Below are 17,073 nucleotides of genomic sequence, written 5' to 3' on the forward strand. Positions count from 1 at the left end.
GGTTCCCTTTTGCATATGGGCAGGCGTCAGCCCTTCTGGATCAGCCCTATCTGGCCGGGCTCGCACCACTCGAACGTCACCTCTTCGTGCTTGCCGCAGCAGGAGCCGCCACACAGGCGGCTCTCCCGCTTGGCGACGCGCCCCTTGCGCATCCAGACCCCGAGCATGGCCTCTACCGCATCCTCGGAGGTGTGGAAGTGGCGGGCCAGCGCCCGCCGGCTCACCTTCTTGTGAAGGGCCAGATAGTCCCCCAGTTCACGCAGGATCACAGAATACCCTCCCTCTCGGCGCACTCGCCCCTGACCATGAGCCCCTTCACAGGGTCACCACCTTGCGTGCGACGATGTCGCCGTGACGACGCCCCAGCCACCAGAGCAGCACCAGGGAGAACAGATAGCTCAGGCTCCAGACCAGGCTCTGCGCCGGGTGGGCGGCGAAGGTCGCCAGTTGATAGAAGAGGGTGGCGCACAGGAAGGCGACGTAGTTGCACCAGGCGGCGGTGAACAGGGCCCACTGACGACCGGTCTCTCGCACCAGAGCCCCCATGGCGGCGGCGCAGGGCATGTAGAGCAGCACGAACAGCAGGTAGGCAAAGGCCCCGGCCACGCCGTCGAAGTGGGTCTGCATGTTGCCGTAGGTGGAGGTGTCCACCTCCTGGGCCTCGGCTGCCGCCTGCTTGTCCTCCAGATCCCCCACCTTGAGCCCCATGGGATCGGCGGGGTCGATGTCCGCCAGGTTGGCGGGAATGGTGGCCAGCGCCGCTTTCAGGCTGCCCAGCAGGGAGTATTCACTCTCCTCCTCATCACCGGCGCCGCCGGCGTAGAGGCTGTTGAGGGTAGCGACCACCGCCTCCTTGGCAAAGATGCCGGTGAGGATGCCCACCGTGGCCTGCCAGTTGTCGTCCCGCACGCCTATGGGATGCAGCACCGGGGTCACGGACTGGCTCAGCTTGCTCAGCACCGAGTTCTCCTGATCCTGGTTGCCGAAGCTGCCGTCGGTCCCGAGGGAGTTGAGCACGCTCAGCACCGCCACCATCAGGACGATGGTCTTGCCCGCGCCGAAGATGAAGCCCTTGAGTTTCTGCCAGGTGCGCAGCCCCACGTCCACCGGACGGGGCCACTCGTAATCGGGCATCTCCATCACCATGGAGTCGCTCTTGCCCGGCAGCAGGGTGCTGCGCAGGAAGAGGCCGGTGAGCACCGCCACCAGGATGCCGAACAAATAGAGACCGAACACCAGGTTCTGCCCCGACTCGGGGAAGAAGGCCACCGCGAACAGGGCGTAGACCGGCAGACGGGCACCACAGGACATGAAGGGCGCCATGGCCGAGGTCATCAGCCGCTCGCGCTCCGACCCCAGGGTGCGAGTCGCCATCACCGCGGGCACGGTGCAGCCAAAGCCCATCAGCATGGGGACGAAGGCCTTGCCGGGCAGGCCGAGGCGACGCATCAGGGCGTCCACCACGAAGGCGGCGCGGGCCAGATAGCCGGAGCTCTCCAGCACCGCGAGGAAGAGAAAGAGGCAGCCCACCACGGGGATGAAGGTCGCCACCGTCTGCAAACCGGCACCCACGCCGTCCGCGAGCACGGCTCCCAGCCAGTCGGGGGCACTCATCAGCCCCAGCAGGTGGTGCACCCCGTCCACGAAGAGGGCCCCCCCGAGGATGTCGAAGAAGTCGATGAAGGCGCTGCCCACCTTGATGGCGAACATGAACATCAGGTACATCACCAGCAGGAAGAAGGGGATGCCCACCCAGCGGTTGAGCAGCACCCTGTCCAGCCGTTCGCTCTGGGCGACGGTGAGCTTGTCCTGATGACGGCACGCCTGCTGGCACCAGTGGTGGATATGGCCGTAGCGCAAATCAGCGAGTTGCAGGTCGATGTCCTGGGCGTGGTGGGCGCGGCTCACCACGTTGTCGGCCGCCGCCTGCTGCCCCGCCGCCAGGGTCTCCTGCATGGCGATGTCTTCCTCCAGCAGGCGCAGGGCGCGGCCACGGCGATGCAGATGATGGGGGGCGAGCAGGGTCTCCAGCTCGGCGATGTCCCCCTCGAGGGGCTGACCGTAGTCGAGCATCAGGGCGGGCTGGGACTGGCCGATAAACTGGTGGATCCCCTCTTTGAAGGCCGCCACCTGCTGGCGATTGTGGGCCGAGAGCGACACCACGGGGCACCCCAGCGCCTTGGCGAGCAAGGCCTCGTCGATGGTGATGCGCCGCTTTTGCAGCAGATCCATCTTGTTGAGCACCACCACCATGGGCAGCCCCAGCTCCCGCAGTTGCAGGGTGAGGTAGAGGGAGCGCTCCAGGTTGGCGGCATCGATGACGTTGAGCAGCAGATCCGGCTGCTGGCGCTGGACGAAGCGGCTGGCGATCTGCTCGTCCAGGCTCGCCTCCTGGTTGGCCAGGGCATAGATGCCGGGCAGGTCCACCAGGGTGTATTCCTGCCCGCGGGCAGCAAAGGCCCCCATCTTCTTGTCGACGGTGACCCCGCTCCAGTTCCCCACCTGCTGGCGGGAGCCGGTCAGGGCGTTGAACAGGGAGGTCTTGCCGCTGTTGGGATTGCCCACTGTGACCAGGTTGTAGCTCATACCGGCTCCACCTCGATTTGCTGGGCCAGACTCCTCTGCATGGAGAGGCAGATGCCCTGGCACTGGATCTGGAGCGGGTCCCCCAGGGGGGCGGCCCGCAGATAGAGGATCTCGGTCTGAGGCAGCAGCCCCATCACCATCAACTTGCGCCGCAAGGCGCGGCCAAGGTGGTTCATGTGCGTGATGCGAGCGCTCTGTCCCGGCGACAGCTCTGTGAGTACCATGACGGGCTCCTGAAGTTAAACAAGAATAATTCGCTTTTAATGGGGGGATTATAAGCTGTGCCCTCAACATTTATTTGCGTAAAATCAAACTCCGCTTAGCTAACCGACAAAGTATTGCCATGAGTCACGACAACAACAGCCGCCTGGTCTACAGCACGGACGGCGGCATGATCAAGGAATCCGCCCCCGCCCAGCATGCCTCCCCCTTCCCCGCCGACGGGGTCGTGCGCATCCGCCGCGAGACCAAGGGACGCAAGGGGGCCGGGGTCATCAGCATCCACGGCGTTCCCGCCGACCAGCAGAAGGCCCTCGCCACCCTGCTCAAGAAGAAGTGCGGTACCGGCGGCGGTCTCAAGGAGGGGATCATCGAGATCCAGGGGGACAAACGGGACCTCATCAAGGCCGAACTGGAGAAGGCCGGCTTTCAGGTCAAGCTGGTGGGGGGATAATTCCCCATCCCGCGCCTTGCCTCACCGGGGGTTTTTCCCTAGAATGCCCGCTCCCATCGAGGGGGAGTAGTCTCGCCACGGACCCGTTCCGTGCGCGATCCTGATCAACATACTTGGTGCCAACTCACCATGGTCAGGGTGATCCGGGCAATGCCGGATTTGACAAGACCTTTGACGGGCCAGTGCCAAAACCGGGGACGGATGGCACAGGCTTGTCTCTGGTTTATAACAATTCCGTCCCCCGGTCATTTTTATGGAAGCCTTGTTAACCTCCACCATCAGCGTTGCCATCGCCGAGATCGGCGACAAGACACAGCTGCTGGCCCTGTTGCTCATCTGTCGTTTTCGCAAACCCTGGCCCATCATCGCCGGCATGCTGGCTGCCACCCTGCTCAACCACGCGGGTGCCGCCTGGATAGGGGAATTCATCAGTCGCTGGATGGATCCCAAGGTGATGACCTGGCTGGTCGCTGGCGCCTTCATCGCCATGGCCGCCTGGATCCTGGTGCCGGACAAGATGGACGATGAAGAGAGTTCCCTGGACAAGTACGGCCCCTTCATGGCCACCTTCGTGCTCTTCTTCATCGCCGAGATCGGTGACAAGACCCAGATAGCCACCGTGCTGCTGGCAGCCAAGTACGACTCCCTGATCCAGGTGATCACCGGCACCACCCTCGGCATGATGCTGGCCAACGTGCCCGTGGTGCTGCTCGGCAAGCTCGGGGCCGACAAGCTCCCCCTCAAGGGGATCCGCATTGCCTGCGCCATCCTCTTTGCGGGGCTTGGCATCTCCACCCTGATCTTCGCCTGACCTCCATAGAAGCCGGCGGGGGATCAGCGTGAGCACTGATCGCCACCGCCGCCCCGGACGTCCTTCAGGCCCCCTCCTCACGGCGGGGGCCTTTTTAGTGCAAAGACATGGCCCCGTGCCGCGACCTGTGTCGCAGCGCCGACTGCGCCCCTGCCCCGAGACGCTTCGCCGTGCCATAATGCCTTATCTTTCAGGCATCACGGCTTCAGGAGCCCCCATGCACCTCACCTCAAGACAGACCCTGCTCGACTGGGTCAGGCGCGGCCGCCTGCCACGGGCCTCGCTGCCTGCCGCCCTGGCCCTGTGCGATCTGCCCCCCGGCCCTGCCCGCTGGCAGTGGCTGTTCGACAGGCTGCTGCTCTGGCTCGGCTGCCTCTGCCTTGGCGCCGGCCTCGTCTTCTTCGTCGCCTTCAACTGGCAGGCCCTGGGGCGCCTCTCACGTCTCGCCCTGCTGGAGCTGCCGTTGCTCGCCATGCTCCTGGTGCTCTGGCGCAAACCCATGAGTGACACCCCGCGCCAGGCCCTGCTGCTGGCCCTGGCCCTCAACCTCGGCGCCCTGCTCGCCCTGGTGGGCCAGACCTACCAGACCGGCGCCGACCCCTGGCAGCTCTTCGCCACCTGGGCCCTGATGCTGCTGCCGCTGGCGGCCCTTGGCAGAAGCCCGCTGCTCTGGACCCTGGCCTGGCTGCTCGGTCAGCTCGCCCTGGTGCTCTACTGGCGGCTCGGCCTTCTCGATCTCTTCTTCTCCTTCAACGAGGAGGCCCTCGGCTGGTGCCTGACCCTGCTCAACGCCGCCCTCTGGGGTCTGCTCATCCTGGTGCCCGCCCGCTACGCCCTGATGCCCTCCTGGCTCGCGGGGCTGGCCGCGGGGCTCGGCATCACCCTGCTTACCCTGCTGGCCCTGTTCGATGCCGCCTCTCCCTGGGTCTGGCCTGCCTGGCTCGCCTGGCTCGGCGCCGCCTACCTGCGCTGGCACCACAGGTTCATCGCCGGGCTCGCCATGGGGTGCCTGAGCCTCATCGCCGTGATCCTCGCGGCCCTTGGCAAGTGGATGGAGCCGGACATGAACGGCTTTTTGCTGCTGGCCCTCATCGCCATCGGCCTGTCGGTGATGGCCAGCCGCTGGCTGCAACAACAACGGAGGCAGCATGTCTGATCTCACCCCCTGGGAGCGCCTGCGTGCTGCCCAACTTGTGGAAGGGGATGCCCCCCGGGATGAACAGCCCCACTGGTCGGGCCGTTTTCTGCTCGGCATGGTGGGCTGGATAGCCGCCCTCTTCCTGCTCTTCTTCCTCTTCATGGCCTTCGAGCAGCTGACCCGCGACCCCAACAACGCCCTCACCATGGGGATGGTGCTGATGGCCGCCGCCCTCGGTCTCAACCGCATGGCGACCCGCAGCGATCTCTGGGATCAGTTCGTGCTGGCGCTGGCGCTGGCGGCAAATGCCTGGCTGCTCTACGGCCTGCTGGACAGGCTGGATCTGAACGTCGCGTGGCTCTGGTTCGGTCTGACCGCCTTCTCCCTCGGGGTAGCCGCCCTGTTCGAGCACTGGCTGATCAGGCTGTTCCACAGCTTCGCCGCCGCCATCCTGCTCACCCTCGCCCTCGCCTGCCTCGGCATGCACCTGCTGGCCCTGCCGCTGGTGATGGGCGCCGTCGCCCTGTGCTGGCTGCAGGCGGAGCGCGATCCCGCCCGCCATCTGCTCTATGAATCCCTCACCCTGGGGCTGGCGCTCTCCCTGCTGGTGCTGGGACGGCTGCACCACCCCCTGTGGGAGGGAGGCACCAGCGTGCTCAATGAGCTCGGCAGCTCCCGCCTGCCTCTCTGGCTCAATCCCCTGCTCTGCGCCGCCCTGCTGCTCGCGGTCATGGTTCGCCTCAGGCTGCCGCTGCGCTACGGGCTGCCGCTGGTGGTGATCAGCGCCATCATTCCCGGCATGGGGGCTGGCGCCCTGGTGCTGGTGCTCGGCTTCTACGCCGGCAGCCTGGCCCTGATGACCCTGGCAGGCCTGCTGCTGCTCGGCTTTGGCTCCCTCTATTACTACGATCTGGGGCTGACCCTGATGACCAAGTCCTGGCTGCTGCTCGCCTCGGGGGCCCTGCTGCTCGGTACCCGTCAGTGGCTCAAGCACCTTCACAACGGGAGCCCCTCATGAGACGCCTCGCCTTTTTGCTGACCTGTCTTGCCCTGCTCGCCGGCATCAACGCCGCCGTCTGGCGCTTCGAGCACGCCATGAGCCAGGGGGAGGTGGTGCTGATCGAGCTGGCACCGGTCGACCCCCGCTCCCTGATGCAGGGGGACTACATGCGCCTGAACTACGCCCTCGCCCGCCAGCTGGCGGGCCGCCAGGCCGCCGTCGGCCCCCACACCCTGGTCGTTCGCCTGGATGAACATCAGGTGGTGCACTGGGTGGAAGGGGGCAAGCCCGAGGCCCCTGGCCCGGGGGAGCGCCTGCTCAAGGTGCGCCAGCGCGACGGCCAGTGGTTTATCGGGCCTGACGCCTTCTTCTTCGAAGAGGGCACGGGAGATCAGTATGAGTCGGCCCGCTACGGCGAGTTTCGTCTGCAAGAGGATGGCAGCACCCTGCTGGTGGGGCTGAGGGACGAAGCATTCACCCCCCTGGGTCACACCCGCCCGACCTGGTAAAAAGAGGGCGCCGATCCGGTTGTGAGTGGCGAGAGAATGACGGCCCCCGGCGGATAACGTCTGCGCCGGGTGGCGAAACGCCGTGACTTGGCAACACTTGAAACTGGGCACTCGGCAGCAGGACGGTCAGGATGAACACAGACATTGCAGTCCCCCTTCGCAGACTGGTCGCCTGCGCCGCCCTCGCGGCCATGGTCTGGGGCACTCCCGCGACCCAGGCCAGCCCGGCGCTCGCCAGCCTGCACTACCTCACCGAAGAGTACAAACCCTACAACTTCACCGGGGAGGATGGCGCCCCGACCGGCTTTGCCATCGACCTGCTGCACCTGGTGTGGCAAAAGACCGGCACCCCTGTCCAGCCCGTCAGCATCCTCCCCTGGGCCAGGGGTTACTACCTGCTGACCCAGAAACCCAATGTGGTGCTCTTCTCCACCGCCCGCACCGAGGCGCGCAATCCCCTGTTCAAGTGGGCCTGCCCCATCGGCTATGCCGAGATAGTGCTGATGGGGCTCGCCAGTCGCCCCCTGACCTTGACCCGCCTGGAAGATGCCCAGCGCTACACCATAGGCGCCGTGCGATCCGATGTGGGGGAGCAACTGCTGCTCAACGCCGGCTTCGACGAGCAGAAGATCATGACCGCCAACCGCCTCTCCCAGGCCCTGCGCATGCTCACCTCGGGCCGGGTCGAGCTGATCTCCAGCAACAAGTCCACCCTGCTGGATCTCATCAAGACCCAGCAGCTGGATCCCGCCCAGTTCGAGGTGCGCTGGATGTTGAGTTCCGAGCAGTACTGCTTCGCCTTCAGCCACCCGGTTGACGATGCCCTGGTCAGGGAGTTCCAGATCGGCCTGACCCAGGTGCTGGCCAGCAGCGACTTCCAGCAGCTCCAGCACAAATACTTCCCCTCCCCCTGACCCCTTCCCCGCCGGGGCCGCCAAGGCCCCGGCCCGCCTTTGAGCCAGCGCACGAAACCCGTTTAATGTTCACCACTTGCAACGACAAGGGGTGACGCAGACCGTCCTGGGTCCGTAATATAGGGCGCAGGAGCCTGTTGGCCCCTTTTTCACGGCAAGGGGCAGGGCGCACGGTGGCAGCGACAGTCAGGGGCGGCAGCGTGCCCGCTGGCCGCCTTCATCGGGCAGCGCCGCGCTCACGCCCTTCCCCGCCATCTCTCCGATCTCTTGGGAATACACATGCACAACACAGCGAAATGGTTGATGAGTCTCTCGGTCTGCGCCCTTCTGATGGCCTGCGGCGGTGACAAGACCACCGGCAAGGCCTGCCTCGGGTCAAACAACGACACCCTGGTGGAGGGGATGCAGGACAAATGCAAGGCGGGGGACATTGTCGCCACCAAGCACCCGGCCTATTTCTGCGATTTCAACTACGCGGTCACCTTCAACAGCTACAACTCCGCGATTTGCGTCTACTCAGGCGGTCTGAAACCGGAGAGAACCACGGAAAAATCATGACTGGCGACCCATTTCCCCCGTCTGACACGAAGAGGGCGGCAGGATATGTGGTCAATGCCCGGGTGGCGGTGCCGCCCAGGCCATCCGGGGCGGCTTCGCCCCTATTTCACCCGCATCAGACGGTGATGCTGCCCGGCACACTCGAGCTGGAGCACCTGGGATCGGGCCATGGCCTCCACCCTGGCCAGCATCTCGGCGCTGTAGCCCTTGCGGCGCATCCATTGCAAGGGCTCCTCGAAGCCCCCTTCGTTGACCACGAAGGTATCTGTGTAGGACTCCTTGACGATGCTGACCACCCAGATGCGCTGCTGAAACTCGCAGAGTCCGGCCACCAGGGTGGCCGCCCGCCCGGCCAGGGCGCGCACACGGCGGGCAAGAAGATGAACCATGGTATGGGCTCCGAACTGATAAAAGGGAAAACAGACTGGCACCCGGGTGGACGCGCCACCCTGTGCCCTCTCAACCCGCCCCGCTCCTATCGCGGGGCAGACACCTGACTGGAAGGAGGCGGGTTCCCGCCCTCCCCTGCGGCCCGGCGCTGGCGCTTGACCGCATACATGCTCGCATCGGCCCGGTTCAGCGCCTCCTCGACGCTGACCTCGGCCGGCATCACGGCCACCGCCCCCACGCTGGCACCAGGATAGTGGATCACCTTGTCCCCCACCGGCAGTGACAGCACGCTGTGCTCGAACAGGCGCTGGCGAAACGCCGCCACCGCCCCGTCCAACGTGTCGGAGGCCGGGAAAGGCCCCATGCCCACGGCCACGAACTCGTCCCCCCCAAAGCGGGCCAGCAGATCGCCGCCGCGCAGGGTCTCGCTCAGTTGCCGCGCCATGGCGGTGAGCAGCCTGTCCCCCGCCTCGTGGCCATGCTCGTCGTTGATGGCCTTGAAGCCATCGAGATCCACAAAGGCGATGAGCACCGGATGCCCCGCCCGCTCCGACAACGAGAAAAGGCGGGTGAGCTCCAGCATCAGGGCGCGGCGGTTGGGGAGCCCGGTGAGGGGGTCGGAGAGGGCCAGGCGCGAGAGCTCGTCGTTGGCCTGCTGCAATTGCCGCAGCAGTTGCTCCCGCTCCACCTGTTCGGCAATCAGGTGCGCGAAGAAGGCGATGAGCTGCTGCGCCCCCGCCACCGCGGGCTTTTGTTCGGTACTGGCGCCGCACAGGGTGCCATAGAGGGAACCGGTGGAGGTGCGCACCGGGCTGCTCAGATAGGAGCGAATGCCGAGCTCGCTGGCCGCCTGGGAGTCCCCCCACAGAGCGGCGACGTCGTCGGTGTAGCTAATCTCATCGTCGATGGCACGGCGACACAGGGTATCGCTCCACTCCACCGTCATCCCCTCGGGGATCTGCAGCCCGGCCGCATTGCGGGCAAACAGAACATGCTGGCTGCTTTGCCCGAGGTCAATCTCGGTGAGATAGGTCGACTCCAGCCCGGTCACCGACTCCAGCATCTCCAGCAAAGGGCGGGTCAGGCTCTCCAGATCCCGCGCCTTGATCACCTGCTCCGAGAGCGCCAGCAATAACTTGTCCATGCCTACCTCCACAACTGCGTGCATGTAATGGGCGACCACCTTAGCCAACTCGGGGCGGGCCCGACAAGCGGGAGACCGCGATTGACCGGGGGAAAGATCGATTTGTTCACATTTTGGCATAACCGGCCCCCAAGCGGCGTCGCCATGCGGAACACAGGGACACAACCCTGCTCTCGCCCCTGGGTGCCGGCTCGATTCCCGCCGCGTATTCGCCCACGGTCACCATCCCCTCGCCCCTTGGGGGAGAGGGACAGGGTGAGGGGTGGGTAACGTCATTGCCTGGTGCAATGTCGTCCCACGTGTGAATGGCATGGCTTCGCCATGCAGGACACGAGGGCGCGGCCCTCGACAGGGTTCCGCCCGCCAGCCTCGGAGACTTCGGTTTGCTCCCCTCTCCCCTTGGGGGAGAGGGCTAGGGTGAGGGGTGGGTAACGGCATTGCCTGGTGAATGCCGCCCCACGCCTCAATGGCACGGCTTCGCCGCGCAGGACACGAGGGCGCGGCCCTCGACGGGGTTTCGGCTTTGTCCCCTCTCCCCTTGCGGGAGAGGGTCAGGGTGAGGGGGTCGGTAACGTCATTGCCTGGCGATTGCCACTCCACGCCTGAATGGCACGGCTTCGCCGCGCAGGACACGAGGGCGCTGCCCTCGATGGGGTTTCGCCCGCCAGCCTCGGAGACTTCGGTTTGATCCCCTCCCCCCTTGCGGGAGAGGGTTAGGGTGAGGGGGTCGGTAACGTCATTGCCTGGTGCAATGTCGTCCCACGTGTGAATGGCATGGCTTCGCCATGCAGGACGCGAGGACTCCGTCCTCGACGGGGTTTCGCCCACCAGCCTCAGCGACTTCGGTTGATCCCCTCTCCCTTTCGAGAGAGGGCTAGGGTGAGGGTCGGTAACCTCATTACCTGGTGCAATGTCGTCCCACGTGTGAATGGCACGACTTCGCCGCGCAGGACGCGAGGACTCCGTCCTCGATAGGGTTTCGGCTTTGTCCCCTCTCCCCTTGGGGGAGAGGGCTAGGGTGAGGGGTCGGTAACATCATTGCCTGGCGAATCCCGCCCCACGCCTCAATGGCATGGCTTCGCCATGCAGGACACGAGGGCGCGGCCCTCGACGGGGTTTCGCCGCCGCTGCGCGGCTGGGCGAGAGACTTTGGAAAGACCCGCTCTCTTTGGCAAATAACACCAAAGTTCTTCTCTCCCACTTGTTCGCCCTACTACGTCGGGTTCCCTCGGTTCACCCGTTTGTCCCACGGCACGCGCCGATGGGCTTTGACCTTCCCCTCGGCAGAGGTAAATAGTCTAACCCCGGGGAGTAAGAAGCACATCCTATTTCACTGAGCATAATGCCGTATAACGCATAACTTTTAAGGTAAATAAACACGCGTTCTAATTAACACGTTCTAGAATATGTGAGCAATGGATAACAAGCCAAGCCACTTTCGCCTCATACATCATAAATAAATATGGAATTAATAAACATGGATGCCAATATCCCATACGCACTGCAACTTGCAATTAAAAACAATAAAATACTACTATTCATTGGTGCAGGTGTATCCAAAATTTCTGGACTTCCACTTTGGAAAGAAATCATTATGGATGCACTAAGAAATCCGTCGATAGAGAAAGGGGAAAAATATCGCTTAGCTCTTGAGGAGAAACTATTCTCTGAACTGGAAGTATTAGATAAAGTCAAAAAGAAAAACATCAAAGACATTTATGAGGAGTTTGAAAAAGCAACAAAAAAGGTTATTGACAATCCACTTTATCAAAAACTTTCTATGATAAGCAGGAAAATAGTAACGACAAACTATGACTCCTTGATTGAGCACAACACCAACATTGAAGTCATTGACCCATCGAGTGATTTTAAATTATCAAAGCTAGATCACTTAGAAGAATTCATATTGAAAATACATGGCAGTTGTAATGCTATAGACCACGCAATAATATTCTCATCCGATTACAATGCGTTATATAAAGAAAGTAACGGACTAGCAAAATTCCAACTTCAAAAAATAATCTCATCACATTCATGTCTATTTATAGGTTTTAGTTTAAGTGACCCATACGTGACAGATTTATTTGACGATTTAGACAGCATGTATAATGGCATGGGATGTGAGCACTTTGTTATATCCACCGAACATATAAATCATAAATTTGTTGATACAATAAAAATTGATAACTTTGATGAGATACCTAGCCTAATAGAAAAATTAGTGGAAATAAAATCTCTAGAGTCATCAGATAGCATCTTAGATAGCGATGTTTCAAACTCTACTCAGGAAATAATAAGTTCAGATCGAGAAATAACATTGCATGGACAAGATACTCCGCCTAAAGTCGAATTTTGGGCAGGGAGATATGATGAGCTAAAAGCTCTCAACCTTCCATACAAAGTCGTTTTTATTACTGGTATCGGAGGTCAAGGGAAATCTGCTTTAGCTTCAAAGTTTTTATCTGAATCAGATAGAAGTTTGTATACTTACTGTGATTGGCGTGACTTCAAAGAGGAGGAGTTAAATCTCCAAACAAAATTATATTCACTTATAGAACTTGTCTCTAAAGGGAAGATTGAACACAACGATATAATTGGGTTAGATACCGAGTCTCTAGTAAACCATTTCTTCCAGCAACTTAATGAACAGCGTGGAATCTTTGTTTTTGATAACATAGATAAATATATAGACTTAGAAAAATTCACGCCAAGTGGAGACATGAAACTATTCTTTGAAAAAGCAATAAAAAATCAACACAATTCAAAGTTTATTTTCACTTGTCGTCCATTTATTCATTATGCAGGTGTAGGTTCACATCAAGTCAGATTAGAAGGCCTTAAAATTGATGACGTAAAAGATTTAATAAAAAAGTACCATAATCAAGTAACAAATGTAGAAATTGAAAACACAGCAATCCGCCTACATAATTGTACACAAGGTCATCCTCTATGGATGGGCTTAATACTCGCACAGTCCAGACTTAATTTCAGCAGCATTAATGATCTTCTAAGAAAAATAGAAGGGAAGGGAATATCTGAATCTGACGCTAACTTTTCAAGTATTCTGTCAGCAACAGTCCTCGAAAACTTGTGGGATTGTTTAAAGGAAAAAGAGCGCATAATATTAAGAACGCTATCAATATGTAACGTTTCAGAATCCGAAGAAGACCTGTCAAAGATAGTAGAAAGAAAAATAAATTACAATCAATATAAGAAAGCTATTCGGGCATTAAAATCTCTGAATTTAATTATATCAAAAGAGAGTGAGGGGTATATTGAACTGCACCCTCTAGTACGAGAGTTTATCAAGGGAAAATATGACAAAAAAGAACAAGAAAGCTATATGTCCTTATACGTTAATTATTTGAATGGCTTTATTTTGCTAATTAAGAAAAAATTTGGAAGAGTTCTTCCCTCTGAAGACATAGAACTTATATCAAAGAAAATTGAAGTTCTTATAAATGCAGATAGAATCAATGATTCCATAACAGAACTCCGATTGGTTTGTGAAAGCTTCTTTATCTCTGGGTATTGTGAGGAATATCTCAGACTATCTGACCTTGCCCTCGATAAAATCACATGGTCTCATCATAAAATAAATCAAATCCAAGGGTTTATGGATTTTATTGATTCATTCTTTACTCGTTCGATTGAATTCGGGAAAGATGAACTTTTTAACAAGCATATGGATAGGTTTACACAAACATTTATAACTCCTGACAAAACAATGATACTAGCAAAATCAGCACTTTGTCATAAAAATTGGATTAACGCCAACTACACAGAAGCCATTAGATATGGAAAAAGTGCATCTGATTTAATTGATGTTTTAGGCGAAAATGATGTGTGGTTTGGAAAGCATAGGTATCACTTAGCTTTACGCGACTCCAAACTAAGAGCAAATCTTGACATTGCGATTAAATTTTTTTGCGGCGATAAAAGCTTAGAGCAAATGTGTTCACGTGAGATTGATAACAACATATTACCTTCATCTTACGGTAATGTAGGAAGATGCTTGTTTTATTTAAACAAGATAGAGGAATCTGTTCATCTGTACTGCAAATCATTTAAAATGTTTTCCTCTGAAAGTCAAAGTTATTTTGGTAAACATAATTTAGGTTATGCATCAAAATGGCTTTCAGAGGTCTTACAATTCCAAAACAATGCTATAGGCTCTTTATACTTCTTATTAAATGCGAGGAATTCCTGGAAAGATGACCTCCCTGGAGAGGCAAATAAAATAGACCAAAAGATATCTGACATGTCTCTCAGTACTGCATCCCAGTCTGTTATTAGCCTGGAGACATGGCAAGTTGACAAGTATTGTTCAGATTGGGTTGACTTATATTTATCGCAACAGTGAACAAAAGATGATCACTATATATTAAAGTCTAAACATATATTTTTATGCTGAATTTATCTATATATAATCGATGAAGTATCCTTCCATTACGTCATAAGTATGACTATGTGTATGAGAATTATATTATTATTAACAACATTACAAAATAACAATAAAGATGTTTACACTACTAAATAAAAAAACCGCAGCCTCGGCTGCGGTTTTTTTATTGGCTCAACCGGTTGGCGCCAGCAGCGCCACCGGCCTTAGGCTCGGCGCCAGCTGGTTTTGCCGGCGCTGTCTTCCAGCACGATGCCCATCTCGGTGAGACGGTTACGGGCGGCATCCGCCGCGGCCCAGTTCTTGTCGGCGCGGGCCTGATTGCGCTCGGCGATCAGGCGCTCGATTTCGGCGACCTCTTCATCCGCTTCGTCACCCTTGAGGAAAGCCTCGGGGTCTTGTTGCAGGATGCCGAGCACGGCGCCCAGCTCGCGCAGGCGGGCGCCCAGCGCGGCAGCAACGGCCATGTCTTCACCCTTCTGGCGGTTGATCTCGCGCACCAGATCGAACAGGGCGGAGTAGGCTTCCGGGGTGTTGAAGTCGTCGTCCATGGCATCTTTGAAGCGAGCCACCTGCTCGTCACCACCGGCGGCGGCCGCCGCCGGCAGATCGCGCAGGGCGGTGTACATGCGCTCCAGGGCGGCGCGGGCTTGCTTCAGGTTGTCTTCCGAGTAGTTGAGCTGGCTGCGGTAGTGGCCAGACATCAGGAAGTAGCGCACGGTTTCGGCGTCGTAGTGGGCCAGCACATCGCGGATGGTGAAGAAGTTGCCAAGGGATTTGGACATCTTCTCTTTATCCACCATCACCATGCCGCTGTGCATCCAGGTGTTGACGTAGTCGCCACCGTGGGCGCAGCAGGACTGGGCAATCTCGTTCTCGTGGTGCGGGAACTGCAGATCGGAGCCGCCACCGTGGATGTCGAAATGGTTGCCAAGGTGCTTGGAGTTCATGGCGGAGCACTCGATGTGCCAGCCAGGGCGACCCGGGCCCCAGGGGCTGTCCCAGGTCGGCTCGCCCGGCTTGGACATCTTCCACAGCACGAAGTCGAGCGGATTGCGCTTGGCATCCACCACGTCGACCCGGGCGCCGGCCTGCAGCTGCTCCAGATCCTGGCCCGAGAGCTTGCCGTAGTCGGCGTAGGACTCGACGATGAACATCACATCGCCGTTGTCCGCCACGTAGGCGTGCCCTTTTTCCAGCAGAGTTTCAACCAGGGCGATGATCTCGCCGATGTGCTGGGTGGCGCGGGGTTCGATGTCCGGACGCACCATACCGAGGGCGTCGAAATCCTGGTGCATGTCGCCGATGAGGCGCTCGGTGAGATCGTCACAGGTCACGTGCGTTTCGGCGGCGCGCTTGATGATCTTGTCGTCCACGTCGGTGACGTTGCGCACATAGGTGAGGTCGTATCCTGCATAACGCAGGTAGCGAGCGACGACGTCGAAGGCGACGAAGGTACGGCCATGGCCGATATGACAGTGATCATAGATAGTGACGCCACACACATACATGCCCACCTTGCCCGGGTGGATAGGTTTGAATTCTTCTTTTTGACGAGTGAGTGTGTTGTATATCTTCAGCATCTTATGACCACTGCCTGTGAGTAAAATGGCCTGCCATTCTAACCGCATCCGGTATAGAAAACGAGGCAGAAAAAGCCCCCTCTCCCCCCTGCCATCTATGCCGCAGGGCCTTGATGGGCTAGAATTGCCACCACTTTATGCCATACACCTGCGGGCACTTTGCTGCCCGCGTCAAAATGAAAGGACAACTCATGGTTACTCTGCACACCAACCACGGCGACATCACCCTGACCCTGAACGCGGAAAAAGCCCCGGAGACCGTGGCCAACTTCCTGCAATACTGCCGTGACGGTCACTACGACAACACCATCTTCCACCGCGTCATCGACGGCTTCATGATCCAGGGCGGCGGCTATGCCCCGGGCTTCGAAGAGAAAGAGACCCGCGCTCCCATCAAGAACGAGGCGGCCAACGGTCTGTCCAACAAGGTCGGCACCATCGCCATGGCCCGCACCATGGAGCCGCACTCCGCCAGCGCCCAGTTCTTCATCAACGTGAACAACAACGACTTCCTGGACTTCAAGTCCGCCACCACCCAGGGCTTCGGCTACTGCGTGTTCGGTGAAGTGACCGCCGGCATGGACGTGGTCAACAAGATCAAGGGCGTGAAGACCGGCAACTACGGCCGCATGCACCAGGACGTTCCGACCGAAGACGTCGTCATCACCAAGGTGACCCTTGCCGAGTAATCCCTGCCGGCCAGGCTCTGATACCACTGCGGCCCCGGCCGCAGTTTTTCCATCTGCCGCCCCCAACTGGCGCCGCCTCGACTATCTGGCCCAGGGCAACGAACGTCAGCGCTCGGCCCACGCCCTGCTGAGCGGCGGCCTGTGGGATGAGCTTGGCCCCCTGTGCAACGATCTGGCCTTGGTGAGCACGATCGCCATCGGGCTGGATAGGCCCGGCAGCGATCTCGACATCCTCTGCCAGCATCCGGATCCGGCCTTCCTTGCCGCGACACTGGCAGCACAAGGCTGGCAGGTGCGAAGCAAGGGCGAACAGGTCTGGATCGCCGAGCAGCGACGCCACGGGCCAGATGGCCAGTGCTGGCCAGTCGAGCTCTACCTCACCCCAGATCCCCTCGAGGCGTGTCATGGCTGGCGCCACCTCAGCCTGATGGCCGCCCTGCTTGAGCGCTTTGGCGCCCCCTTCCACCGGGAGGTGCTGCGCCTGCGTTTTGATGAAGGGCTCAAGGGGGAAGCGGCCATGTGCCGCCTGCTGGGTCTGTCCGGCGACCCTTACGAGGCGTTGCTGACCCTGGAGGGCGTCAACCTTGCGGGGCTCTGCTGCCCTTCCCTCCCCCACCCGCTCGACGAGCAAGGTCACAGGCCTTGTCCGCCCCCAGGCGGGACTCTCTTACCATGA

Annotated in this window: 16 protein-coding genes; 10 read left to right on the top strand and 6 right to left on the bottom strand. The window is 58.9% G+C overall.

Annotation, left to right across the window (positions count from 1 at the left end; all coding sequences use genetic code 11):
- Nucleotides 1-26: 26 nt before the first annotated feature.
- The 3 genes from I6L32_RS19895 to I6L32_RS19905 are packed head-to-tail and all read right to left on the bottom strand — an operon-like array spanning nucleotide 27 to nucleotide 2,810.
- Nucleotides 27-269, bottom strand: a complete 243-nt coding sequence (locus I6L32_RS19895; protein ID WP_010675202.1) for a FeoC-like transcriptional regulator — start codon at nucleotides 267-269, stop codon at nucleotides 27-29.
- A 46-nt stretch (nucleotides 270-315) separates the two neighbouring features.
- Nucleotides 316-2,586 (bottom strand): Fe(2+) transporter permease subunit FeoB, encoded by a 2,271-nt coding sequence (feoB, locus tag I6L32_RS19900; RefSeq protein ID WP_010675203.1) that lies wholly within the window; start codon nucleotides 2,584-2,586, stop codon nucleotides 316-318.
- Nucleotides 2,583-2,810: a FeoA family protein gene (locus tag I6L32_RS19905; protein ID WP_010675204.1), complete on the bottom strand. Its 228-nt coding sequence runs from the start codon at nucleotides 2,808-2,810 to the stop codon at nucleotides 2,583-2,585. Before I6L32_RS19905 ends, feoB begins: the two co-directional genes overlap by 4 nt.
- Nucleotides 2,811-2,929: 119 nt before the next feature.
- On the opposite strand from I6L32_RS19905, the gene I6L32_RS19910 reads away from it, so the two are divergent.
- The 7 genes from I6L32_RS19910 to I6L32_RS19940 all read left to right on the top strand — a co-directional run bounded on the left by I6L32_RS19910 (nucleotide 2,930) and on the right by I6L32_RS19940 (nucleotide 8,189).
- Nucleotides 2,930-3,259 carry a translation initiation factor gene (locus tag I6L32_RS19910; protein WP_039041208.1) on the top strand — a complete coding sequence of 110 codons (330 nt, stop codon included), beginning with the start codon at nucleotides 2,930-2,932 and terminating at the stop codon, nucleotides 3,257-3,259.
- A 253-nt stretch (nucleotides 3,260-3,512) separates the two neighbouring features.
- The gene (locus tag I6L32_RS19915) at nucleotides 3,513-4,070 is read left to right on the top strand and encodes a TMEM165/GDT1 family protein (RefSeq protein WP_010675206.1); all 558 of its coding nucleotides are present in this window, start codon (nucleotides 3,513-3,515) and stop codon (nucleotides 4,068-4,070) included.
- 217 nt (nucleotides 4,071-4,287) lie between these two features.
- Nucleotides 4,288-5,226 (top strand): DUF2157 domain-containing protein, encoded by a 939-nt coding sequence (locus tag I6L32_RS19920; RefSeq protein WP_042014993.1) that lies wholly within the window; start codon nucleotides 4,288-4,290, stop codon nucleotides 5,224-5,226.
- Nucleotides 5,219-6,226, top strand: a complete 1,008-nt coding sequence (locus I6L32_RS19925) for a DUF4401 domain-containing protein (RefSeq protein ID WP_210599805.1) — start codon at nucleotides 5,219-5,221, stop codon at nucleotides 6,224-6,226. The genes I6L32_RS19920 and I6L32_RS19925 overlap by 8 nt, the downstream gene beginning before the upstream one ends.
- Entirely contained in the window at nucleotides 6,223-6,717 is a 495-nt protein-coding gene (locus tag I6L32_RS19930) for a GDYXXLXY domain-containing protein (protein ID WP_210599806.1), read from the top strand. Before I6L32_RS19925 ends, I6L32_RS19930 begins: the two co-directional genes overlap by 4 nt.
- A 191-nt stretch (nucleotides 6,718-6,908) precedes the next feature.
- Nucleotides 6,909-7,631 (top strand): ABC transporter substrate-binding protein, encoded by a 723-nt coding sequence (locus I6L32_RS19935; RefSeq protein WP_104454364.1) that lies wholly within the window; start codon nucleotides 6,909-6,911, stop codon nucleotides 7,629-7,631.
- A 279-nt stretch (nucleotides 7,632-7,910) separates the two neighbouring features.
- Nucleotides 7,911-8,189, top strand: a complete 279-nt coding sequence (locus tag I6L32_RS19940) for a hypothetical protein (RefSeq protein WP_029314742.1) — start codon at nucleotides 7,911-7,913, stop codon at nucleotides 8,187-8,189.
- A 101-nt stretch (nucleotides 8,190-8,290) separates the two neighbouring features.
- Here the strand turns inward: I6L32_RS19940 and I6L32_RS19945 are convergent, their stop codons facing one another.
- Both I6L32_RS19945 and I6L32_RS19950 read right to left on the bottom strand, forming a co-directional pair.
- Entirely contained in the window at nucleotides 8,291-8,578 is a 288-nt protein-coding gene (locus tag I6L32_RS19945; protein ID WP_039041204.1) for a hypothetical protein, read from the bottom strand.
- Nucleotides 8,579-8,664: 86 nt separating this feature from the next.
- A complete protein-coding gene (locus I6L32_RS19950; RefSeq protein ID WP_202016478.1) occupies nucleotides 8,665-9,723 on the bottom strand; it encodes a sensor domain-containing diguanylate cyclase in 1,059 nt (352 codons plus the stop codon).
- A 1,477-nt stretch (nucleotides 9,724-11,200) separates the two neighbouring features.
- On the opposite strand from I6L32_RS19950, the gene I6L32_RS19955 reads away from it, so the two are divergent.
- Nucleotides 11,201-14,086: an SIR2 family protein gene (locus I6L32_RS19955; protein ID WP_182951667.1), complete on the top strand. Its 2,886-nt coding sequence runs from the start codon at nucleotides 11,201-11,203 to the stop codon at nucleotides 14,084-14,086.
- Nucleotides 14,087-14,331: 245 nt separating this feature from the next.
- Here the strand turns inward: I6L32_RS19955 and cysS are convergent, their stop codons facing one another.
- A complete protein-coding gene (gene cysS / locus I6L32_RS19960; RefSeq protein WP_210599807.1) occupies nucleotides 14,332-15,708 on the bottom strand; it encodes a cysteine--tRNA ligase in 1,377 nt (458 codons plus the stop codon).
- A gap of 191 nt (nucleotides 15,709-15,899) precedes the next feature.
- On the opposite strand from cysS, the gene I6L32_RS19965 reads away from it, so the two are divergent.
- Nucleotides 15,900-16,397: a peptidylprolyl isomerase gene (locus I6L32_RS19965; protein WP_010675220.1), complete on the top strand. Its 498-nt coding sequence runs from the start codon at nucleotides 15,900-15,902 to the stop codon at nucleotides 16,395-16,397.
- The gene (locus I6L32_RS19970; protein WP_210599808.1) at nucleotides 16,387-17,073 is read left to right on the top strand and encodes a DUF4269 domain-containing protein; all 687 of its coding nucleotides are present in this window, start codon (nucleotides 16,387-16,389) and stop codon (nucleotides 17,071-17,073) included. The genes I6L32_RS19965 and I6L32_RS19970 overlap by 11 nt, the downstream gene beginning before the upstream one ends.

It is taken from the genome of Aeromonas sp. FDAARGOS 1402 (assembly GCF_019046925.1).
Classification (GTDB): Bacteria; Pseudomonadota; Gammaproteobacteria; order Enterobacterales; family Aeromonadaceae; genus Aeromonas; species Aeromonas caviae.